Here is a 21,857-nt window from a genome sequence, read left to right as displayed (position 1 = left end):
CAAGTTCCTTTATGCTGAGGGAGCGTTTTCCTTCACTTGGCTCAGGCCGTGACGGACCCGATTGACCAAGGTATAAACCAGCAGGGCGGCAACCACCGCCATCACACCATCAACCCACAGCGCCCCGAGCCAACCCAGGGCAATACCGGTCGCCAACACGCCCAACACAAAGGCGCGATCACTTTTGCCCATCGGCCCGTCATAGCGCCGCGAAGCCCCGACCATCGCCCCCAGCACGCCTGCGTATTCGCTGAACAGCGCCAACAGCGTGACCAACAACACGAGCAACAGACTGGCATCGGGAATCAGTGCAAAAGGCAGGATCAGGGCAGCGTCGGCGATGATATCGCATAGCTCATTGAGGTAGGCGCCCAGATGCGATTGCTGACCAAACTCCCGCGCCAACATACCATCTACCGCATTCAACGCCATGCGCAGGAACATCCAGATCGGCACCAGGACGAAGATCCACGGATGGCTGGCGAACCACGCGATCACCGCACCGACCAAGACTGAAACGATGCCCGCGAGCACCGTGATCTGGTTGGCGGTGACGCCGTTGTTGTAAAGGCGTTGAACCATGGGGCGCAGCAGGTTTTGAAAGGCGGGCTTGAGTTGGTAGATGGAGGGCATCGGGGTGAGATCTCGGCCGGTTGCGGGGCTAGGGCTTATACAGGTGCGAGATTACGATAGGTTGAGGGGTTGCTGGCGGGTATTTCTTGAGAATGAGCGCGGGTAGGCATCTAAAACGAAATTGCCTGGGCAAAAATAGCCAATGTGTGCGGGCCTGAACCCATCCATCCAGATCGGCCGATGCCATTCTTGTGGCGAGGGGATTTATCCCCGTTGGGCTGCGCAGCAGCCCCAAGAGCACTTAGCTTAATCTGTCTGTAATACCGAGGTGTGGATTTTTTGGGGTTGCTTCGCAGCCCAGCGGGGATAAATCCCCTCGCCACAAGAGCAGTGGGTGGTGTGTCAATTCAGGATCAAACTACAAAAATCCTGTGGGAGCGAGCCCGCTCGCGATAGCGGTACAACCAGAACAGACCAGCAGCCTGCTGACACTCAACCCTCCCCAGGACAAATAAGGAGTGTTTCAAATGCCACAAATGGATTGGCTCGCCAACCACATGGATAAATGCGACCAGATGGCCGAGTGGCTCCATCGTGAATTCAGCTATGAATTTGCCCAGCAATCCCTCGCCAGTTGGCAGCAGGAGTTCGCCGCAGGGCAGCGCGATGGGCGCTGGAAGTGCCTGATCGCCATGGAACACGGCCAGTTGCTCGGTGGTGCTTCACTGGCCAGTCACGACCTGCCGGATCGGCCAGAGCTGGGGCCGTGGCTGGCTTGCGTGCTCGTCGCCCCCAGTGCCCGACGCAGAGGGATTGCAGCGCAGTTGATCGAAGGCGTCTGCAGCCATGCGCGGGAGGTGGGAATCATCACCTTGTTCCTGCACACCCACAGCCAGCGCGACTATTACGCCAAGCTGGGTTGGGAGGTGCTGGAGCGCTTTGAGGCTTGGGGGAAAGAGCAGTGGCTGATGGCGCGGTGTTTATAGCCATCAGCGGGGCTCCCACGCCAAGCGTTTAAATTTAGCGAATCGCCCTACATGCTTTATCCCCTTTCCCTGACTTAATTCCCCTGTCATCCCCGGCAGAGTCTCGCGTTCGTCCCCGCATCGCGAGATTCCTGCATGTTTGCCCCCGACAAGCTCCTGGCCCTGAACAACACCATTGGCTTGCTGGTGGTGGCGGCCATGGACCCCGAACAGCCGGATGTCGATGCGGTTTTCCAGGATTTTCGAGCCTGCCTGAACGACTACGACGCCTGGGCTGAGAGCTTCTGGGCCGGTTGGGCGCTGGATCTTGAGCAAGTGTTCAAGGTTGGTAACGAGGTGTCTCTCGCGGCACCGAAAAACCAGCACACACCCGTCAGCGCCACGGTGGTGGCTTGCCCGGCAGGCGGGCCGCTGACGCTGGTGCACATGTTCCAGGCGGCGCGCTTTGTGCCGATCGGCGATACACCGGTGATGCTGGAGCCGGTCATCGAAGGCGTGCCGGGGCAGGAGACTTTCGGCGAGCCGATCCACCACGTGATCGGCCCCAGCGGCATCCTGGAAGTTCCTGAGTGTTGGCGGGGCCAGCGTTATCGCATCACCTTTTTTCCCCATGTAACGGCCGATCACGTCAAGGCGCTGTACGCGTCTTACCAAGGCGTGATCGATGAACTCGAGGATTGGCTGAAAGCGGAGTGGGAGCAATTTCAACCGCTGTGGGCAGAGTTTTCCGACGCCGGCTTTCTTGAACGCTACGGCGTATTGCAACAAGCCGATTGGCGCGGCTTCGAAAACGCCCTGCATCAGCTGTGGGACGACGTTAAACAGGTTTTCGAGCTGCTGGCCGATCTGCAGGCCAACAGCGAAAAGCTGTTGGAGTACCTGACCCGCGTCGAGCTTGAACAATTACTGAAGGCTTCCTCTGAGGCAATCGCCAGAGGGTTGATGGTGTTGAGCGACGAGCCGTTGCTCTTCATCCACATGGCGGCGTTCGCCAGTTGGCTACGGATGTTGCCACCCCAGTACCTGGCTGAAATCGTCGGGGAGCTGCGCGCTTCGGTATTGATCAATTTCCTGCTGATGCGTTTGACCGGGGGGCTGGGCCTGGGTCTTCGCATGAGCGGTAAAGTCTTGGGCCAGGTTCGCTCGGAGCGGGCCCGGGAGTGGTTGCTGGCGTCGAGCCTGAGATTGGGTCAACTCAGCCCCGACCGGCTCAATCAACATGCCGATGTGCTCAAACCATTGGTGGTCAGCCAGCGTGCGCCTTTAAAACCGACGCCTGTCGGACCTTTGCACATCACCCCTGAACACTCTGCACCACTGTCCGTCAGCAATCCGGCCGCTGTAGCGCGGGAAAAGTCTCAAGGGGCCACCCGGCTAAGCAAACACGAACCCCACGACGACGCCCCAACCCAATCGAAAAACCCCAATGGCGACAGCGCCGATACCGCGGCCCAGACCCAGACCAGCGGCTGCCCGGTGTCGATGGTCACCGGCGAAGAACTGCTGACCCTCGACGACGGCACCCTCGATGGCCGCTTGCCGTTCGTCTTCACCCGTTTGTACCGCACCAGCGCCGCCGACCTGGACGTCGGGCTCGGGCGCGGCTGGAGCCATGCCCTGGCCCATCGCCTGGAGCTCGACGGCGAGCAGGTCGTCTGGGTCGACCAGGAAAACCGCCGCACCACCTTTCCACTGCCCAACGCCCAGCGCCCGGCGATCCACAACAGCCTGGCCCGGGCGGCGATCTACCTCGGTACCGAGTCGGACGAACTGATCGTTGCCCAAGCCGGTGCGGACGCCGCGTTCCTGCACTTTCGCGACGGCCACCTGGTGGCCCTCAGCGATCGCCACGACAACCGCCTGACGGTCCAGCGCAACATCCATGGCGACATCAGCCGCCTGGACAACGGCGCCGGCCGCGCCCTGCGCCTGCGCTACGCGCATCGTCACCTGGTCGCCGTCGACTACCAGAGTTTCCACCCGGCCATCACTCTCGACGAAGCCTGGCGGACCGAGCAGACGCTGGTGACCTACCGCTACGACGGACGTTTCCGACTGATCGAAGCGACCAATGCCGCCGGCGAAAGCGAACGCTACGACTACGACGACCGACACGTCATCCTCCAGCGGCAATTGGCCGGCGGGGCGAGTTTCTACTGGGAATGGCAAGGCCTCGGGGCGGCGTCCCGCTGTGTCCGGCATTGGGCCTCGTTTGCGCAGATGGACAGCCGCTACACCTGGGGCGAGGACGGCAGCGTCACGGTCCGGCACCTGGATGGCAGCCAGGAAGTTTACGTCCACGACGACCGGGCGCGGCTGCTGCGCAAGGTCGAGCCCGACGGTGGCGAGCACCTCAAGGCCTATGACGAACAGGGCCGGTTGATCGCCGAACAGGACCCGCTGGGGGCGGTCAGCGAATACCGCTACGACGACGTCGGACGGCTGGTGGCGCTGATGCCGGCGGACGAAGTGCCGACGTCCTACGAATACCGCAACGGTTTCCTGCACGCCCGTTCGCGTGGCCAGGCCGTGTGGACCTACCGGCGCAATGCCCGGGGCGATGTGATCGTGAGCATCGATCCGGATGGCCGGCGCACGGAATATGCCTACGACGCCCACGGGCAACTGCTGGCGAGGTATGACCCGGACGGCGGCGAACATCGGTTCGCCTGGAGTCGCCTGGGCCAACTGACCGAAGAGATCCTGCCCGATGGCGGGCGTCGGTGTTTTTCCTACGACGCCCTGGGACGTTTGCTCAGCCGCAAGGACGAACACGGCGCCCTCACGCATTACCGATGGGACGCCGTCGGCCGACTGCTGCAAGTGACCTTGCCCAGCGGCGCCACCCGGACCTGGAGCTACAACGCCTACGGCAAGGTCACCGCCGAGCGCGATGAACAGGGCCGCCTCACTCGCTACGAATACGCCGACGACCTGCACCTGGTCAGCCGTCGCCTGAACCCCGATGGCAGCGAACTGAAATACCGCTACGACTCGGCGCGGCTGCTGCTGACCGAGATCGAAAACGAATCCGGCGAAAAATATCAGCTGGACTACACGCCCAACGGCTTGATCCGACAACAAGTCGGCTTCGACGGCCAACGCACCACCTACGCTTACGACCTCAACGGCCACTTGCGGGAGAAAACCGAACACGGCGAGGACGGTTCGCAGTGGGTCACCCGCTACCAGCGTGACGCGGCCGGGCGTTTGCGGGTCAAGACCTTGCCGGACGGCCAGGCCATCGAGTACCGCTACGACGAACTGGGCCGGTTGGTCCACGTCAACGACGGCAGCGATCGTCCGCTGGCCTTCGAGTACGACGCCCAGGACCGGCTGGTCGGCGAGCACCAGGGCTGGGGCACCCTGCGTTATCGCTACGACGCCTGCGGGCGCCTCAACCACCTGCGCCTGCCGGACGACAGCCAGCTCGACTACCACCATGCCCCAGGTGGCGCGCTGACCGCCATCGACCTCAACGGTTCGCGCTTGACCGAACACCGGTTTGACGCCGGTCGCGAACGGCAACGCCAGCAGGGCCGGCTGCTCAGTGACTACGCGTACGACGAACAGGGCCGCCTCAAGGCCCAGACCGTGTGGCAGAGCCAACAGCAGCAACTGTTCTGGCGCGATTACGCCTACAGCCCCCGGGGCAACCTGCAGACCCTTTCCGACAACCGCAGCCGGCGCCGCTACCAGTACGACCCGCTGGATCGCCTGACCCGCATCGACTTTTCCCACAGCGAGCCGCCGGAACACTTCTGCCATGACCCGGCCGGCAACCTGCTGATGCAGGACCGCCCCGGCCCGACCACCCTCAAGGGCAACCGCCTGCTCAAGGAAGGCGACCGCTACTACGACTACGACGCCTTCGGCAACCTGATTCGCGAGCGCCGCGGCCAGGCCCTGGTCAGCGCCTACCGCTACGACAGCCAGCACCGCCTGATCGGCGTCACCACGGCGGACGGCCGCGAAACGTCCTACCGCTACGACGCCTTCGGCCGACGCATCAGCAAGACCGTGGACGGCCTGACCACGGAGTTTTTCTGGCAGGGCGATCAGTTGGTCGCCGAAAACAGCCCGCGCCACCACCGCAGCTACGTCTACGAACCGGGCACCTTCCGCCCACTGGCGATGCTCGACGGCGAAGGCCTGAACGCCTGCCCGTTCTACTACCACCTCGACCACCTGGGCACGCCCCAGGAACTGACCAGTTACAGCGGACAGATCGTCTGGTCGGCGCGCTACAACGGCTACGGCAAACTCACTGAACTCAAGCACGGCGGCGGCGAACAACTGGAGCAACCCCTGCGCTTCCAGGGTCAATACTTCGACCCGGAAAGCGGCCTGCACTACAACCGCCACCGCTACTACAATCCCGAGACCGGCCGCTACCTGACACCCGACCCGAGCAAACTGGCGGGAGGGCTCAATGGGTATCGGTACACCCTGAACCCGACGGGGTGGGTGGATCCGTTGGGGTTGGTGGATTGTCCGGGGAAGGGTGGGTGTCGGCCGACGGTTGGGGAGCAGGATCCGGCGGCGAAGGTAGCTGTTGGTCAAACGGAACCTAAGCTACCTATTCCTAAAAAAGAAGAGGATTTTCTATATCGCGGTGATGAGCGAAATCCCGAAGATGTTTTTGAAAACGGTTTTAAAAGCAAAGGAAAAAGCAAGAATCTTTTCTTGCACTCTATGGATAGTGATTGGCCTCCTAGTTACTATATTAGTACCTCCTATTCAAGGGAGGTAGGAAAGAAGTTTGCCACCGGTGATTATACGAGAATAGGATACTTGTATACATTGCAAAAAATTCCAGGGCACGATTTGAAAAAAGAGCTAGGGGCTTCATATTTGTTCGGGGCTGAAAAAGAGATTGCCATTCCAGATCGCATAAAAAATGAAGATGTGCTTGGCGCGACCTTGATACTTGATAATGGAAAAGAGTTTGGCTATTCCATACCTAACCCTAATAGGAGAATAAAAAAATGATTTCTAAGGTGGAGGTGTGTGTGTCTAGGGGAGGAAAAAAAGAAAGGCTTTTTCTTGTGTGTGATTCTGAAAAAATTGCAATAACTTTTCCTGCGGCAGATGGTGTTGATAGAACTTATGTGGGCGGTAATTTTTATAAGTGTTTTGCGAGTCTTCGGCGAGACAATCCGGATGTGATATTTTTTTGTAAGGGTGCTAAGAAAAATGTTCATCCGTCCGGTATGTCGGCGCAGATGTCGCTTGGGCTAAAAGCGTATGAGTTGAATGTGGGTGTCACTCCATCTCTCGATGATGTTGTTTATATATTTGATTACGATGATAGCAACTTGGCGAGCGATCCGAGTGAGCAAGAGGTTTTTTTTAAAGAGTGGGTTGAATCTCGTTTGTCGTAGTTATGGATATGAGGGGGAAGGTAATGGTAGGTAAGGGTGACATGGTCAATATTTTTGATTATGAAGATAAGGACTTAACCAACGATATTACAGAGCAGGCTGATTACCATCGGCACTGGTTGCAGTCTTTGAGCGCTGGTTCGTGATTTGCTCCCGTTGGGCTGCGAAGCACTCTCTATCGATTTTCAGCGCCATGACACCTCGCGCCCTCCCGCACAGCAAATCAACGCCACCCCCGGTGCGGGAGCGAGCTTGCTCGCGATAGCGGAGTATCAGTCACCCTCAATGGCAGCTGACCCACCCTCATCGCGAGCAAGCTCGCTCCCACAGGTTCATCACTGACTTACACGTCGCTACTTCGTACTCAGCCATTAAAAAAACCACCCCTTTGGCACCGATAACATCGTTTCTCGGGCCGGCGGCTTTTCCCTATATTGGCCCCCAGATCCGGTGAATGGCTCAACGTTCACCCCTTGAGTGCGAGTAGTCCCAATGAACAATAAACCTGACAGCGCAGGGCTTGAAAATGCGGGAGCGGCGACCCGGGCGGTGTGGGGCGGGGAGCAAGTCAGGCATCCCTATAACGCCACGCAAACCCCAATCGTGGTCAGCGCCGCGTATGGCTATGACGACATCGATGTCTGGTACGACGTCGCGCTGGGCAAGGCACCAGGCTTTATCTACAGTCGCATGAGCAACCCCACCGTCGAGACCCTCGAAGCCAAGATCTGCGAGTTGGAAATGGCCGAGTCCGCCGTGGCGTTCAGCAGTGGCATGGCGGCGATCAGCAGCGTGCTCTACACCTTCCTGGCCCATGGCGATCGAGTGGTGTCGACCAAGGACAGTTACGGCGGCACCAACAAGATTTTCGAAGAATTCCTGCCGCGCATGGGCGTGGACGTGACTTTGTGCGAGACGTTCGATCACGAAGAGATCGAGCGGGAAATCGCCAAGGGTTGCCAGTTGGTGTACCTGGAAACGCCGACCAACCCGACCCTGAAAATCCTCGACATCCCACGCTTGGTGGCAGCAGCCAAGCGCGTTGGTGCCGTGGTGGTGGCGGACAATACCTTCGCCACGCCTCTCAGCCAGAACCCGCTGGCCTTGGGCGTGGACGTGGTGATCCACAGCGCGACCAAATTCCTCAGCGGCCATGGCGATGTGCTCGGCGGCCTGGTCTGCGGCAGCGCCGCCTTGATGGCCAAGGTTCGGCACTATCGGGAAATCAACGGCGCATCGCTCGATCCGTTCTCGGCCTACATGATCATTCGCGGCATGAAAACCCTGGTGCTGCGCATGCGTCAGCAGCAATGCAGTGCCCGGGCCCTGGCGGAATACCTCGGCACCGAACCCTTGGTGGAATCGGTGAATTATCCCGGCCTGCCCAGCCATCCGAACCACGCGGTGGCCTGCGCGCAAATGTCCGGCTTCGGCGCCATTGTCAGCTTTGTCCTGGTCGGTGGCATGGACACGGTCAAGCTGCTCTTGCCGCGCCTGCGCTTCGCCCATTGCGCGGGCAACCTGGGCGCGGTGGAAACCATCTACGGCCCGGCCCGCACCACCAGCCATGTCGAAAACACCCTGGAGGAACGCCTGGCCCTGGGCATCTCCGAAGGCTTGGTGCGGGTTTCGGTGGGCATCGAAGACACCGACGATCTATTGGACGATCTGAAACAGGCATTCGCCTTCGTCAAAAAGACCCTCAATCCGCACCTCAATGAAGTCCACATCGAAGCCGCAAACTGAAGTTTGAAAGTTGGTACCCCATAACAAGGCTGTGAATGGGGCGTTCATGAATAGGAATAATAATAAAAGCTCAGTGGCGCTTGTCTTACTCGCGCAGACGTAGATGCGCGCCCTGACATTTCATGAGAACAACCATGTCCATAACAGAACAACACACTCATACGCGGGCCGGCTTCAAGCAGGAAATGCAGACGCGCCATATCGTCATGCTGGCCTTGGGTGGCGTCATCGGTACCGGGCTGTTCCTGACCTCCGGCTACACCGTCAACCAGGCCGGGCCCATGGGCGCGGTGATCGCCTACATCATCGGCGCGCTCATGGTCTACATGGTGATGATGTGCCTGGGTGAACTGGCGGTGCAGATGCCGGAAACCGGTTCGTTCAGCACCTACGCCACGCGCTTTCTCGGCCCGGGCACCGGCTACACCGTGGCCTGGCTGTACTGGCTGACCTGGACCGTGGCAATCGGTTCTGAATTCACCGCCGCCGGCATCTTGATGACGCGTTGGTTTCCGGACACGCCCGTGTGGATCTGGAGTGCGTTGTTCGCCGGTTTGGTGTTTCTCACTAACGTGATCTCGGTGCGGTTGTTCGCCGAAACCGAGTTCTGGTTGTCGCTGGTCAAAGTGGTCACCGTGGTGGTGTTCCTGCTGATTGGCGGTGGCGCGATTCTCGGCCTGTTGGACATCGACCAGGCCCACAGCATCGGGTTGAGCAACTTCACTCGCGAAGGGCTGTTCCCCACCGGTTTCATGCCGATTGCGATGACGCTGCTGGCGGTCTCCTTCGCCTTCTCCGGCACGGAACTGATCGGCATCGCCGCCGGTGAAACCAAGGATCCGCAACGCAATGTGCCGCGCGCCATCCGCACCACCGTGCTGCGCCTGGCGGTGTTTTTCGTCGGGACCATTTTTGTCCTGGCGACCTTGTTGCCCCGCGATCAGGCCGGTCTGGTAGAGAGCCCCTTCGTCACCGTCTTCACCTACATCGGCATTCCGTACTCCGCCGACATCATGAACTTCGTGATCATCAGTGCCTTGCTCTCGGCGGCCAACTCCGGTTTGTACGCCGCTTCGCGGATGCTCTGGACCCTCAGTGACCAAGGCCACCTGCCCAAGCAGTTCTCGGCCCTGACCCGCATGGGCACGCCGCTCAACGCGATCATCGTGAGCATGGCCGGTGGTGCCGCTTCGTTGCTCAGCAGCGTGTTTGCCGCCGACACCATCTACCTGGCGTTGGTGTCGATCTCCGGCCTGGCCGTGGTGGTGGTGTGGATGAGCATTGCCGCCAGCCAGATTGCCTTCCGCCGCCACTACGTAGCCAACGGCGGTGACATTCGCAACCTCAAGTTCCGCGTCCGCGGTTATCCGTGGGTGCCGCTGGGGGCGCTGGTATGCTGCAGCCTGGCGTGTGTCGGGATCGCGTTCGATCCGGAACAGCGGGTGGCCCTGTACTTCGGCTTGCCCTTCATTGCCTGGTGCTATTTCGTGTATTTCATTACCCGCAAAAGCCGCGAGCAACGCTTGTCGGTTGCCCCCTTGGCACAGCCGTCCGATGCGTTCTAGCCAGCGCTGAGGCGTGGCCGATGCGCTCGGTGGAAGGGGTGTCAGCGAGGTCCGATCATGAAGCAAAAGCCGTTACCCCCATTGAACTGGCTGCGGGCATTCGAGGTGTCTGCCCGTTGCCTGAACTTCACCCACGCGGCCGAAGAGTTGTGCTTGACCCAAGGCGCGGTCAGCCAGCAGATCCGTCAATTGGAAATCCATCTGGGGGTGGCGCTCTTCAAGCGTTTGCCCCGTGGCCTGGGTCTGACCGAAGAAGGCCAGGCCTACCTGCCGGTGGTGCAGGATGCGATCACCCGGCTGGCAGTCGGCACCAACGAGATTTTCGGCCAGCACAAACGCCGACCGATCAAGGTGCGCGGCAGCCTGGCGTTTTTCGTGCACTGGCTGGCGCCCAAGTTGGTGAGTTTTCGCCAGGCCCATCCCCAGGTCGATATCCGCTACATCAGCAACATCTGGGTCAAGGAGCTGGACGGCGAAGACGACATGGAAATCCGCTGGGGCCACGGTCAATGGCCCGGCCTGGTGTCGCAGCGCCTGACCTGGGACACCTTGTTTCCAGTGTGCTCGCCAGAACTGATGGCGCGTTCGCCACTGCAGGTGCCGGCGGACGTAGCCAAGCATCCGCTGCTGCACGTGCTGGGTTACGAAGAAGGTTGGGGTTATTGGCTGAACATGGTCGGCGTGGACGGCGTCGATTCTTCGACCGGCATGCAGTTCGACACGCTGGTTTGCACTTTGCGCATGGCCGAACTGGGGCAGGGCATTGCCCTGGCTCGCTCGTCGATGGTGGCGGACCTGCTTGAAGAAGGGCGGCTGGTCGAACCCTTCACCCAGCGCATCGAGGCCAGCGAATCGTTCTACCTGGTACGCAGTTCCGGGGCCGACCAGCACCCCGACGCGGTGATGTTTTCCACCTGGCTGGTCGAGCAGGCACATCGTTTTAAATAAATGGCCGGAGCCAACCATGCGCTATGTAAGTACCCGGAATGCAGCCGTGCAGGTCGATTTCGAAAAGGTCGTGTTGTCGGGCATCGCTGAAGACGGCGGGCTGTTCGTCCCGCTTGAACTGCCGCAGTTCGAACCCCAGGACATCGCCAACTGGTCGACCCTGGCCTATGACGAATTGGCCTACCGAGTGATGCGTCCGTTCGTGGGCGAGGCCATCCCCGAGGCCGACTTCAAGCGCGTGCTCAAGGACGCCGGCAGCCCGTTCAGCCATCGCTCCTTGGCGCCGTTGCACCAGGTGGATCGCAACGAATGGGTCCTGGAACTGTTCCATGGCCCGACCCATTCCTCGAAGGATTTTGCCGCGCAGTTGCAGGCACGGCTGGTGCAATACTTCCTGCGCAAACGCCAGCGCCGCGCCGTGGTGATCGGTGCCACCAACGGCGACACCGGGTTGGCCGCCATCGAAGCCTTCAAGCACTGCGATGAAACCGACGTGGTGGTGATTTACCCGGAGGCTGGCGTGCCGCAAGAACAACGCCAGCACCTGCAAGCGGCGGCCCATCCGCGGGTTCATCAGTTCGCCGTCAATGGCAGCTTCGACGAATGCCAGACCCTCGTCACCCGCTTGTTCCGGCAGTGGCCGTGCACCGGGCGCGAGGCGATCAGTTTCAACTCCAGCAACTGGGTCAGCGTCATGGCGCAGTTGGTGTTTTACTTCCACGCCGTGCTGCAACTGGGCGGAGGTCAGCGCCCGATTGGTTTCAGCGTGCCGGCGGCGAGTTTTGCCGAGGTCTACGCCGGCTACATCGCGCAGAAAATGGGCTTGCCGATCACGCAGATGATCGTCGCGACCAACCAGAATGACGCGCTGCACCAGTTGTTCCTGAAGAACCACTACTCCCGCTTGCGCGCCAACAAGACCTTGTCGCCAGCCATGGACCTGTCGATCTTTTCCAACCTGGAGCGGTTTCTCTGGGAGCTCTACGGCCACGACGACCAGGCCGTGAGCGCGCTGATGGCGACCTTCGAAACCACTGGCGAGATGACCATTGCCAACGAGTTCTGGCTGCAGGCGCGGATGATCATCGACTCCTACGCGGTCACGGATGAACAGACCTTGGAGGAAATCACTTCGCTGTATCGCGACACCGGTTATGTCATCGATCCGCATACCGCCACGGGCGTGCTCGCGGCGCGCTTGTACCGCCGCAGCCTGGTGGCGCCGATGGTGACCTTGGGCGAGATTTCACCGGCCAAATCGGCGGTGCTGCTCGGTGAGTTGGGGATCAACATTGCGCCGCAACCGCGTCCCATGTCCGACCATCGCCCGGCGCAGATCCAGCGCATCCAGCCGGACGACCTCGGTGCCCTCCAACAACTGCTCGCTGCTCTATAACCGGAGGCCCCATGAAGCGAATCCTCGACCCCCTCGACGAACGCATCATCGCCGAACTACGCCTCAACGCCCGGGCCGCCCACGCCGAACTAGCGGCCAAGGTCAACCTCTCACGCAACGCCGTGCGCCAACGCATCGAACGCCTCGAACGCGACGGCGCGATCCAGGGCTACACCGTACGCACCGGCGAGGGCGGGCAAGCCTCCTCGAACATCAACGCCGTGATCTTCGTCTACCGCTACGACCGCATGCGCGGCGCGGAAGTGTTGCAAGCCCTGCGCGCGATGCCGGAAGTGCAGCAGTGCGATGTGATGAGTGGCGAGTTTGATTTGATGCTGCGGGTGGGGGCGGCGAATCCGGAGCGGGTGCATAAGGTGTGGAAGGAGATATCTGCGTTGCCTGGGGTGGAGAACACGGTGACGTCGTTTGTGTTGTCGTCGGTGGTTTAGGCACGCAGCCTGCCTAAAGTGTAAATCCTGTGGGAGCGGGCTTGCTCGCGAAGGCGGCGTATCAAGCAACATCAATGTTGACTGTGCCGCCGTCTGCGCGAGCAAGCCCGCTCCCACAGGGTCATGTGTCCTGCCAGTGGGGCCCAGCATGCTTGCCACCGCTGAGGGTGCCCGCAGATGCTCCAGCCACCCCAAACCCCGTGGCGAGGGAGCTTGCTCCCGCTGGGCTGCGCAGCAGCCCCAAGCAGCTTGAACTCAACCAACCAGACCCACCACCGCACGGGACAACTCCAGGGCCGCTGCGCAGCCCAACGGGAGCAAGCTCCCTCGCCACAGATACCCCCCACACCACAGATATATCCCCTCGCCAGAAATGGACCGCGCTAAAAAAGCCAACCCCCTGTTGGCTTTTTCCACACCTGACACCTCGCCCAACCCTTGGTCAAAACGCCCAAAAAATAGAGCAAATTGGCATATTTCACTGCCCAGCTCACCCCCCTAACCTAGATCCCAACAACCCATCCCCCGGATCAAGGACATAACAAAAATGACTGAATACAAACTGGCGCTGGTCGGCTTCGGCGGTGTGAATCGGGCGTTGGCTCAGCTCATCGCCGAGCGTAACGAAAGCTGGAAAACCGAACTCGGCTTCACCCTGAAAATCGTCGGCGTCACCGATCTGTTCCTCGGTTCGGTGATGGACCGCCACGGCCTCGACGCCGCCTCACTGGCCAAACTACCGGCCGTCAAAGGCGCCATGTCACAACTGCCCGGCGGCACCGTCGACGCCCTCAACGAAGCCGTGATCAAAGACTGCGGCGCCGACATCATCGCCGAAGCCACCTTCACCAACCCGGTGGACGGCGAGCCCGCCACTTCGTTCTGCCGCTGGGCACTGGAGCGCGGCAAGCACGTGGTCACCACCAACAAAGGCCCCATCGCCCTGCATGGCGCCGAGCTCAAGGCCCTGGCCCGGCGCAACAACGTCGCCTTCGAATACGAAGGCTCAGTGATGAGCGGCACCCCGGTCATTCGCCTGGCCAAACAATCCCTGGCTGGCAGCTCGATCAGCGGTTTCGAAGGCATCCTCAACGGCACCTCCAACTTCGTCCTCACTTGCATGGAAGGCGGCCTCGGGTTCGCCGAAGCCGTCAGCCAGGCCCAAGCGCTGGGCTACGCCGAAGCCGACCCCACGGCAGACGTCGAAGGCCATGACGTGCGCCTCAAAGTGGTGATCCTCGCCAACGAACTGCTCGGCGCCAAACTCACGGTCAGCGACGTCACCTGCAGCGGCATCTCCGCCCTCAGCCTCGACGACATCGAAAAAGCCCGACAAAACGGCGCACGTTGGAAACTCATCGGCGCCGCCACCCGCAAAGCCGACGGCTCCATCAGCGCCAGCGTCGAACCGCGCCTGCTGAGCAACGACCACCCACTGGCGAGCATCAGCGGCGCCACCAACGCCGTGTCCTTCACCAGCGAACTGCTCGGCGCCGTCACCGTTTCCGGTCCGGGCGCAGGCCGCACTGAAACCGCCTTCGCGTTGCTGTCGGACATCATCCACATCCACCAATCGGTAACCCGCAAACAGGAGCACACTCTGTGAACGTATCGCGCCTGGCCCTGGCGGTTGTCGAACCGCACATCGAAGTCCTCAACCCATTTGACGGCAGCGTCGTCGGCACCGTCGTGGACGTTTGCGCCTCAGAAGTCCCACACCTGCTGGAGACCGGACGCAGCGGCGTACAAGCTTGCGCCGCACTGCCGCGTCATCGCCGCGCAAGCATCCTCGAACAGGCTGCCTTGAACATCGAACGCGACGCCAAAGCCTTCGCCCGGCTGATCGTCGACGAAGCCGGCAAGACCCTCAAACAGGCCGAAAAAGAAGTCAAACGCTGCGTCAACACCCTCAAGCTCTCCGCCGAAGAAGCCAAGCGCAACGCCGGCGAAATCGTGCCGTTCGATGCCTACGAAGGCGCCGAATCACGCCAGGGCTGGTTCACCCGCGAACCCCTGGGCCTGATCGTCGCCATCACCCCCTACAACGACCCGCTGAACCTGGTCGCCCACAAACTCGGCCCGGCCATCGCCGGCGGCAACGCGGTGATCCTCAAACCGTCCGAACTGGCGCCGTTGTCGGCCCTCAAACTGGTCTCGTACCTGGTCGCCGCCGGCCTGCCACAAACCGTGGTCACCGTCGCCACCGGCGGCGCCGAACTGGGCAAAGCCCTGGTCGCCGCCCGCGACGTGCGGATGATCTCCTTCACCGGCGGCTTCGTCACCGGCGAACAAATCGCCCGCAGCGCCGGCCTGAAAAAACTCGCCATGGACCTCGGCGGCAATGCCCCGGTTATCGTCATGGGCGACTGCAACCTCGACGCCGCCGTCGAAAGCTGCGTCTCCGGCGCCTTCTGGGCCGCCGGGCAAAACTGCATCGGCACCCAACGCCTGCTCATCCACGCACCGATCTACGCCGCCTTCCGCGAACGCTTCGTCAACCAGGCCCAAGCCCTGGTGGTCGGCAACCCACTGCTCGCAGGCACCGACATTGGCCCGATGATCACCCAACAGGCCGCGCAGAACGCAGAACAGGTGGTAAACGAAGCCCTGCAACAAGGCGCCACGTTACTCTGCGGCCACCGTCGCCAAGGCAATTGCTACGCCGCCACCGTCCTGGAAAACGTCGATCATTCCAGCCGACTCTGGCGCAATGAAGCCTTCGCGCCGGTGGTGGTGCTGCAGCCGTTCGAGACGTTCGATGAAGCCATCGCGTTGGCGAACGAACCGGAATACGCGCTTCACGCCGGGATTTTCACCAACGACCTCAACACCGCGATGAGCGCTGCACGACGGATCGAAGCGGGGGGCGTGATGATCAATGACTCGTCGGATTTTCGCTTTGATGCGATGCCGTTCGGTGGTTCCAAATACGGCAGTTTGGGCAGGGAAGGGGTGCGGTTTGCCTATGAGGAAATGACCCAGCCGAAGGTGGTTTGTTTGAATACGCTGGGGTGAGGGGCGAGTCAGTCCGAAGGAGTCGCTTTACCTTTCATGTCGCTAAAACACCATTTTGACGATACGTTCTCTTCTCACTTGTCGCCGGCAGCGACATGCGTAGAGAACGTGTCGCAGAAATCAAAAAACAGCGAAACGTTGTGTCAGCCCTCTGTGGAAGCGGGCTTGTTCACGAAAAGGCCAGTAAACCCAACCCCGCAACTAAATCAAACCCTTGTGGGAGCAAGGCTTGCCCGCGATGGCGGCACACCAGTCAACATCACTGCCGCTGACTCTCCACCTCACGAATAGCTCACGACGACCCGCTTCCTTTCATATCGCCGACGGCGACAAATCAAAGCTTTTTTCGGCTCCCCACCTTGCATTGGCCTTTGCGCAAAACGCACAAGCTCAGTTGCCCCATCCTTCTATGCACTGCTTCCGCCGTTGCCCCGTTACGCGCGCTTTCCACCGAGTAACGTTCCGTGCGCCGAGCGTGCAGCCAACGTCGGCGATCTCCTCATGAATAAACTTCTGCAAACGCTCATGGCTGAAACGTATCAGCTTCAGTGAAAAACCAAAATATGCACAAATGCATTTTTTTGCTTGACCCGCATGCATGAGCCTCTATAAGGTGGCCTAACTGTATGTGCATACAGTATTTATAAATCGCTATTTATTTGAATCCATTCATGGACGAGGCAATAACTCATGAAAACCAACCCTGAAAAATTCGGTGTAACCCCCCATCAACCCAGCCTCTGGACCCGCGCCGACGCGTTGAAAGTCCGGGCAGATGACCCCACCACCACTCAGCCGCTGGTCCGCGCAGATTTCCCGGTACTGAACAACGACGTATTCATCTGGGACACCATGCCCCTGCGTGACTTGGACGGTAACGTGACGTCCGTCGATGGCTGGTCGGTGATCTTCACCCTGACGGCCGATCGTCATCCAAACGACCCGCAGTACCTCGACGAGGACGGTAACTACGACATCCTCCGCGATTGGAACGATCGTCACGGTCGAGCAAAGATGTACTACTGGTTTTCTCGTACCGGCAAGAACTGGGAATTCGGTGGCCGTGTGATGGCCGAAGGCGTTTCGCCGACCGCTCGCGAATGGGCCGGTACGCCGATCCTGTTGAACGACCGAGGTGAAGTGGACCTGTATTACACCGCCGTCACCCCGGGCGCGACCATCGTCAAGGTGCGCGGTCGGGTGGTGACCACTGAACATGGTGTCAGCATGGTCGGCTTCGAGAAGGTCAAGCCGCTGTTCGAGGCCGACGGCAACATGTACCAGACCGAAGCCCAAAACGCGTTCTGGGGTTTCCGCGACCCATGGCCTTTCCGCGACCCGAAAGACGGCAAGCTCTACATGCTGTTCGAGGGCAACGTGGCCGGTGAGCGCGGCTCGCATAAAGTGGGAGAGGCAGAAATCGGCGATGTGCCGCCGGGTTATGAAGATGTCGGCAACTCGCGCTACCAGACCGCCTGTGTTGGCATCGCCGTGGCCCGCGACGCGGACGGTGACGACTGGGAAATGTTGCCGCCACTGCTGACCGCCGTGGGCGTAAACGACCAGACCGAACGCCCGCACTTCGTGTTCCAGGATGGCAAGTACTACCTGTTCACGATCAGCCATACCTTCACCTACGCCGACGGCGTGACCGGGCCGGACGGCGTGTACGGTTTCGTCGCGGACTCGCTGTTCGGCCCTTACGTGCCGCTGAACGGATCCGGCCTGGTGCTGGGCAACCCGTCCTCCCAGCCGTTCCAGACCTACTCGCACTATGTAATGCCAAACGGCCTGGTGACCTCCTTCATCGACAGCGTACCGACCGACGAAACCGGCACGCAGATTCGTGTTGGCGGCACTGAAGCACCCACGGTGGGCATGAAAATAAAAGGGCTGCAGACGTTCGTGGTGGCCGAGTACGACTACGGTTACATCCCGCCGATGCTCGACGTCACACTCAAGTAATAGCGACGCAGGGGTTTCAGGCAGCGGGTTTGAGGTCGATGTCAAAACCGTTGTGGATATGATCGAGATATCCCGCCTGATTCATTGCGATGTTGCTCGCAAGCTCCATTGAACAACGAGTTGTAACCGTCTTCGCGACTGGCTGCAGGGATGCAGTCGGTTGCGAATGCATTTCCCGCGACGTATGTACACAAGCTCCTCTGTGGGAGCGAGCTTGCTCGCGATAGCGGTGCATCAGCAACATTCCGGCCCGCTGTTTATCGTGACTCCACGAGGCTAGCCACGACCGACATCGCCTTGCGCCATTGCCTACAACTACGCCAGAATCCGCCGGCTTGTGCGTCTTGGAGGGCGTCGGTAGTTTGAGTCCTGTCACTGAGCATCAGTGATCGGGTTTAGTCGCCCGTCTCAACCTAAGGCGTATCAAGTCCCCGTCGGACAGGCTGTGCTGTTCCTGTATTGATGGTGGCTGTGCGCAGGGCGCCCCCGGGCGCGCCGGGATTCTTAGGTTCACCGGTCGACTAACCTGCGCACAGCTGCCGCCCTCTCGTTTAGTCGCGAGATGGCTGCAGCATCACTTAAGGAACCTAAGTCGATGGCAAAAATTACACCGAACCCTCCGACTGCCGATGAGCATGTGTCTCGCGCTCAGTCTGCTCGTAACAACAAGCTTGATGACGCTGCCAACCGGGCGTTGGATTACTACCTGAAGCCTACGCCGAAGAACGAAACGTCCGACAAACCCAACACCATCTTCCGTATCGCACCGGATGTTGATTCGGAATGTCTGCTGGCCAATCTCAGTGAAAACCTGGCTTCGGCGAATGCCATGATCAGTGATTTGGCGTTTGGTCTTGAGGGATCACGACGGCATTTTGCGTTGGGGATCTTGCAGGTAATTGAGGTGAGTGAACTGTTGGCTAATCGGGCTTTGGACATTGTTGAGGTGAGGTAACAAGGGGCCGCGCTTACCCCGGATTGTGAAAAAAAGGTCTTGCATGACAAGGCCTTTTTTGTGGCCGTGTCTCGTCCTGAATAAGGTTTACACCTTCTGACCTATCCTCAGGAGGAACCAATGGATTCAGGAAGAAGGCGTAGTCAGCGTGATTACACGCTGGGCTTTAAATTGGCGGTTGTCGATCAGGTTGAAAAGGGCGAACTGAGTTATAAAGAGGCTCAACGGCGTTATGGGATTCAGGGCCGGTCGACTGTGTTGGTATGGTTACGCAAGCATGGGCGGCAGGACTGGAGCCAAGGCGCCTCCATTCGTGCCCAGAGGAACCGACCGATGGCCGAGCCAAATTTGCCGCTGACACCAGAGCAGCGAATCAAGGAGCTGGAAGAAAAGCTGGCCCTTGCCAACCAGAAAGCCCAATTTTTTGAAGCTGTCGTTGACGTGCTGAAAAACGATTACGGTGTTTCTGTCGTAAAAAAGCGATCCGGCAAGTCCTCAGCCAAGGGCAAATCGAAGGCCTGAGTGTCACCAGGGCTTGCCAGTTTCTGGGCATCTCACGGCAGGCGTATTACAAGCGCAATCGAGCTTACGACGCGCAAGCTAGCCATGCGCAAAAGGTGCTGGGGTTTGTGCTGGAGGCACGCCTTGAAATGCCTCGGTTGGGCACCCGTAAGCTGCATGGGCTAATGCAAGCCGAACCTGAACTAACGCAAACGGTAGGCCGAGATCGATTGTTCGATATTCTGCGAGACCATCGACAACTGGTCCCACGCAAACGCGCTTATCACAAGACTACCGACAGTCATCATCGCTTCCGTCGACATCCGAATCGGCTCAAGCCCGGCCCTGACCAAGTCACTGCCACCGGCCCGGAACAGGTGTGGGTGGCGGATATAACCTATTTACCGACCGAGCAAAGCGTCGCTTACGTAAGTCTGGTCACTGATGCGTTCTCGCGCAAAATAGTCGGCCATCATGTGCATGAAAGCCTGCATACCGAGTCAGTCATCCGGGCGATGACGAAAGCTCTTCGACACCGAAGAACCAATCAGCCACTGGTACATCACTCCGATCGGGGCTCGCAATACTGCTCTGATCTCTACCAAAAGCTGCACGCCAAGCATGGCGTCAGGTGTTCGATGACGGATGGCTACGACTGCTACCAGAATGCCCTAGCGGAACGAGTGAATGGGATTCTGAAAACAGAATTTCTTTTACACCGTCCCAAAGACCTCGCCCAAGCCAAGCGCATGGTTGAGGAATCGATAGAAATCTATAACCGTAAGCGACCTCATTTGGCCCTGAAATACAAAACGCCCGATGCGGTGCATCGGGCGTTTTGAGACTGAAACAGGTGTAAACCTATTTCAGGACTAGACACCGTTCGCCCGGCAGCGGCCAGCCACGAAACATGATTGATTGTGATGATGACACTCAATTTTTCGCTCAACATTTCGCCCAGCAGGTCGTTAGCCTTCTGTCCTCTCTTATCAAGGAAGTAGCCGTGTCCGAAAATGTTTACGCACCGCCTTTGGCTCAACTGGAGACCATCGCTGAACAGCCATCCGAGTTTTATGTGGTGTCGCCAGCAAAGCTCCTGACACTGGCGATTCTGACGTTTGGCTTCTATTTCTATTACTGGTCATACAAAAACTGGAGCCTCTACAAGCAATCTACCCAGGCCGATATCTGGCCGTGGGCCCGCGGCCTGCTATGCATATTTTTCATTCACCAACTGTATCGCCGAGCGAATGAGAAAATTCGCAGCAGTGGTCGTACATTTGAGTGGGATTATGAACAGTGGGCAACCGTATTCGTTGTGCTGACGGTCGGTGCCAATCTGTTGGATGCAGTGGCGAAGCGCGTCGATGGCTTTGCATTCCTGGCCGGTTGGTTACTGCTGGCGATTCCACTGCGGGCCTATGTGGTGAGCCGGAGTCAACCGATGATCAACTTCGCCGCCAATGATCCTCAAGCGTCGAGCAATTCGCGTTTCACCGCATGGAATTACCTCTTCATGGTGGCTGGAGTTTTGCTCTGGGCTCTGACATTGCTTGGTGCCTGGACCCTTTATCGTTGAACCGAATGAGGATGGAGGCGACTCAGGCGAAGGTGGTTTGTTTGAATACGGGTGAGGCGACGCGGTGTTTATTGGGGCGGGCGGGATTTAGGAGGGGCTGACGTCGCCTTGCGCCATTGCCTACAACTACGCCAGAATCCGCCGGCTTGTGCGTCTTGGGTCCCCTCGGTAGTTTGAATCCGTCACTGCTCATCAGTGATCGGGTTTCGCAGCCCGGACTCTATAGGCGCACAACGTCACCTTCGAAAGCAGATCGCCCATGTCTGTGATTTCGTCAGAGGTGGCTGTGCGTGGGAGACCTTCGGGTCTGCCGGTCCCTAGAGTCCCGGTCTGCGAACCCGCGTACAGCTGCCACCCCAACTTCGTTTCGCAGCGAATGGTGGCAGCTCCAACAGACTCTAGGAGCTTTACCATGGTCAAAATTACACCGAACCCGCCAGCTACCGACGAAACCGTGTCCCGCGTTCAGTCGGCTCGTAACAAGAAACTTGATGATGCTGCTAACCGAGCTTTGGATTTCTATCTGAAGCCTACGCCGAAGAAAGAAACGTCTGACAATCCCAACAGCATCTTTCGTATCGCGCCTGATGTTGATTCGGAATGTTTGCTCGCCAGTCTCAGTGAAAACCTGGCTGCAGCCAATGCCATGATCAGTGATTTGGCGTTTGATCTTGAGGGATCGCGAAGGCGTGTTGCGATGGGGATTTTGCAGGTGATTGAGGTGAGTGAACTGTTGGCTAATCGGGCTTTGGATATTGTTGAGGTGAGATAGGGCGGGGCGTTGGCTGCCTTTCT

Annotated in this window: 16 protein-coding genes; 15 read left to right on the top strand and 1 reads right to left on the bottom strand. The window is 59.4% G+C overall.

Features of this window, described 5'->3' with window-relative positions; all coding sequences use genetic code 11:
* Positions 1 to 9 precede the first annotated feature (9 nt).
* Entirely contained in the window at positions 10 to 633 is a 624-nt protein-coding gene (locus PSH86_RS26935) for a CDP-alcohol phosphatidyltransferase family protein (RefSeq protein ID WP_109756465.1), read from the bottom strand.
* A 467-nt stretch (positions 634 to 1,100) separates the two neighbouring features.
* Between PSH86_RS26935 and PSH86_RS26930 the strand changes: the two genes are divergently transcribed.
* From PSH86_RS26930 to PSH86_RS26845, 15 genes are all read left to right on the top strand, one after another.
* Positions 1,101 to 1,559 (top strand): GNAT family N-acetyltransferase, encoded by a 459-nt coding sequence (locus PSH86_RS26930; RefSeq protein ID WP_163856458.1) that lies wholly within the window; start codon positions 1,101 to 1,103, stop codon positions 1,557 to 1,559.
* Between the two features lie 135 nt (positions 1,560 to 1,694).
* Positions 1,695 to 6,551, top strand: a complete 4,857-nt coding sequence (locus PSH86_RS30760; protein WP_370873696.1) for an RHS repeat-associated core domain-containing protein — start codon at positions 1,695 to 1,697, stop codon at positions 6,549 to 6,551.
* Positions 6,548 to 6,943: a hypothetical protein gene (locus PSH86_RS26905; protein WP_305486113.1), complete on the top strand. Its 396-nt coding sequence runs from the start codon at positions 6,548 to 6,550 to the stop codon at positions 6,941 to 6,943. The genes PSH86_RS30760 and PSH86_RS26905 overlap by 4 nt, the downstream gene beginning before the upstream one ends.
* Positions 6,944 to 7,435: 492 nt before the next feature.
* On the top strand, positions 7,436 to 8,689 hold the full coding sequence (locus tag PSH86_RS26900; RefSeq protein ID WP_305486110.1) for a cystathionine gamma-synthase family protein: 1,254 nt from the start codon (positions 7,436 to 7,438) through the stop codon (positions 8,687 to 8,689).
* Between the two features lie 134 nt (positions 8,690 to 8,823).
* Complete coding sequence (locus tag PSH86_RS26895; protein WP_305486107.1) at positions 8,824 to 10,254, top strand: amino acid permease; 1,431 nt, start codon at positions 8,824 to 8,826, stop codon at positions 10,252 to 10,254.
* 57 nt (positions 10,255 to 10,311) lie between these two features.
* The gene (locus PSH86_RS26890) at positions 10,312 to 11,202 is read left to right on the top strand and encodes a LysR substrate-binding domain-containing protein (protein ID WP_305486104.1); all 891 of its coding nucleotides are present in this window, start codon (positions 10,312 to 10,314) and stop codon (positions 11,200 to 11,202) included.
* Between the two features lie 16 nt (positions 11,203 to 11,218).
* Positions 11,219 to 12,598, top strand: coding sequence for a threonine synthase (gene thrC / locus PSH86_RS26885; protein WP_305486101.1), 1,380 nt, complete (start codon positions 11,219 to 11,221; stop codon positions 12,596 to 12,598).
* A gap of 11 nt (positions 12,599 to 12,609) precedes the next feature.
* Positions 12,610 to 13,047: an Lrp/AsnC family transcriptional regulator gene (locus PSH86_RS26880; protein WP_109756321.1), complete on the top strand. Its 438-nt coding sequence runs from the start codon at positions 12,610 to 12,612 to the stop codon at positions 13,045 to 13,047.
* A 547-nt stretch (positions 13,048 to 13,594) separates the two neighbouring features.
* Entirely contained in the window at positions 13,595 to 14,653 is a 1,059-nt protein-coding gene (locus PSH86_RS26875; RefSeq protein WP_305486097.1) for a homoserine dehydrogenase, read from the top strand.
* Positions 14,650 to 16,062 carry an aldehyde dehydrogenase family protein gene (locus PSH86_RS26870; RefSeq protein WP_305486094.1) on the top strand — a complete coding sequence of 471 codons (1,413 nt, stop codon included), beginning with the start codon at positions 14,650 to 14,652 and terminating at the stop codon, positions 16,060 to 16,062. The genes PSH86_RS26875 and PSH86_RS26870 overlap by 4 nt, the downstream gene beginning before the upstream one ends.
* Positions 16,063 to 16,752: 690 nt before the next feature.
* Complete coding sequence (locus PSH86_RS26865; protein WP_305486090.1) at positions 16,753 to 18,027, top strand: glycoside hydrolase family 68 protein; 1,275 nt, start codon at positions 16,753 to 16,755, stop codon at positions 18,025 to 18,027.
* A gap of 595 nt (positions 18,028 to 18,622) precedes the next feature.
* Positions 18,623 to 18,982: a DUF6124 family protein gene (locus tag PSH86_RS26860; RefSeq protein ID WP_123415236.1), complete on the top strand. Its 360-nt coding sequence runs from the start codon at positions 18,623 to 18,625 to the stop codon at positions 18,980 to 18,982.
* Between the two features lie 120 nt (positions 18,983 to 19,102).
* Positions 19,103 to 20,325, top strand: a protein-coding gene (locus PSH86_RS26855) for an IS3 family transposase (RefSeq protein ID WP_122568800.1) whose coding sequence is annotated in 2 segments (ribosomal slippage) — positions 19,103 to 19,454 and positions 19,454 to 20,325 — 1,224 coding nt in all. Because the reading frame shifts where the segments join, the coding sequence is not laid out codon by codon here.
* Between the two features lie 161 nt (positions 20,326 to 20,486).
* Complete coding sequence (locus tag PSH86_RS26850) at positions 20,487 to 21,062, top strand: hypothetical protein (RefSeq protein WP_163856478.1); 576 nt, start codon at positions 20,487 to 20,489, stop codon at positions 21,060 to 21,062.
* A gap of 412 nt (positions 21,063 to 21,474) precedes the next feature.
* Positions 21,475 to 21,834 carry a DUF6124 family protein gene (locus PSH86_RS26845; RefSeq protein WP_116833548.1) on the top strand — a complete coding sequence of 120 codons (360 nt, stop codon included), beginning with the start codon at positions 21,475 to 21,477 and terminating at the stop codon, positions 21,832 to 21,834.
* Positions 21,835 to 21,857: the final 23 nt, after the last annotated feature.

Origin of the sequence: Pseudomonas sp. FP2300, from assembly GCF_030687595.1 — a bacterium.
Taxonomy (GTDB): Bacteria; Pseudomonadota; Gammaproteobacteria; order Pseudomonadales; family Pseudomonadaceae; genus Aquipseudomonas; species Aquipseudomonas bijieensis.
Note: the sequence above shows the minus strand (reverse complement) of the source record. Positions and strands in the feature narration are given on the sequence as shown.

What these genes read in the sequence shown, in the direction of transcription:
- PSH86_RS26860 (WP_123415236.1), top strand. Translation starts at nt 18,623, where the DNA reads ATGGCAAAAATTACACCGAACCCTCCGACTGCCGATGAGCATGTGTCT.
- PSH86_RS26890 (WP_305486104.1), top strand. Translation starts at nt 10,312, where the DNA reads ATGAAGCAAAAGCCGTTACCCCCATTGAACTGGCTGCGGGCATTCGAG.
- PSH86_RS26930 (WP_163856458.1), top strand. Translation starts at nt 1,101, where the DNA reads ATGCCACAAATGGATTGGCTCGCCAACCACATGGATAAATGCGACCAG.
- PSH86_RS26900 (WP_305486110.1), top strand. Translation starts at nt 7,436, where the DNA reads ATGAACAATAAACCTGACAGCGCAGGGCTTGAAAATGCGGGAGCGGCG.
- PSH86_RS26905 (WP_305486113.1), top strand. Translation starts at nt 6,548, where the DNA reads ATGATTTCTAAGGTGGAGGTGTGTGTGTCTAGGGGAGGAAAAAAAGAA.
- PSH86_RS30760 (WP_370873696.1), top strand. Translation starts at nt 1,695, where the DNA reads ATGTTTGCCCCCGACAAGCTCCTGGCCCTGAACAACACCATTGGCTTG.
- PSH86_RS26845 (WP_116833548.1), top strand. Translation starts at nt 21,475, where the DNA reads ATGGTCAAAATTACACCGAACCCGCCAGCTACCGACGAAACCGTGTCC.
- thrC (WP_305486101.1), top strand. Translation starts at nt 11,219, where the DNA reads ATGCGCTATGTAAGTACCCGGAATGCAGCCGTGCAGGTCGATTTCGAA.
- PSH86_RS26865 (WP_305486090.1), top strand. Translation starts at nt 16,753, where the DNA reads ATGAAAACCAACCCTGAAAAATTCGGTGTAACCCCCCATCAACCCAGC.
- PSH86_RS26880 (WP_109756321.1), top strand. Translation starts at nt 12,610, where the DNA reads ATGAAGCGAATCCTCGACCCCCTCGACGAACGCATCATCGCCGAACTA.
- PSH86_RS26935 (WP_109756465.1), bottom strand. Translation starts at nt 633, where the DNA reads ATGCCCTCCATCTACCAACTCAAGCCCGCCTTTCAAAACCTGCTGCGC.
- PSH86_RS26875 (WP_305486097.1), top strand. Translation starts at nt 13,595, where the DNA reads ATGACTGAATACAAACTGGCGCTGGTCGGCTTCGGCGGTGTGAATCGG.
- PSH86_RS26895 (WP_305486107.1), top strand. Translation starts at nt 8,824, where the DNA reads ATGTCCATAACAGAACAACACACTCATACGCGGGCCGGCTTCAAGCAG.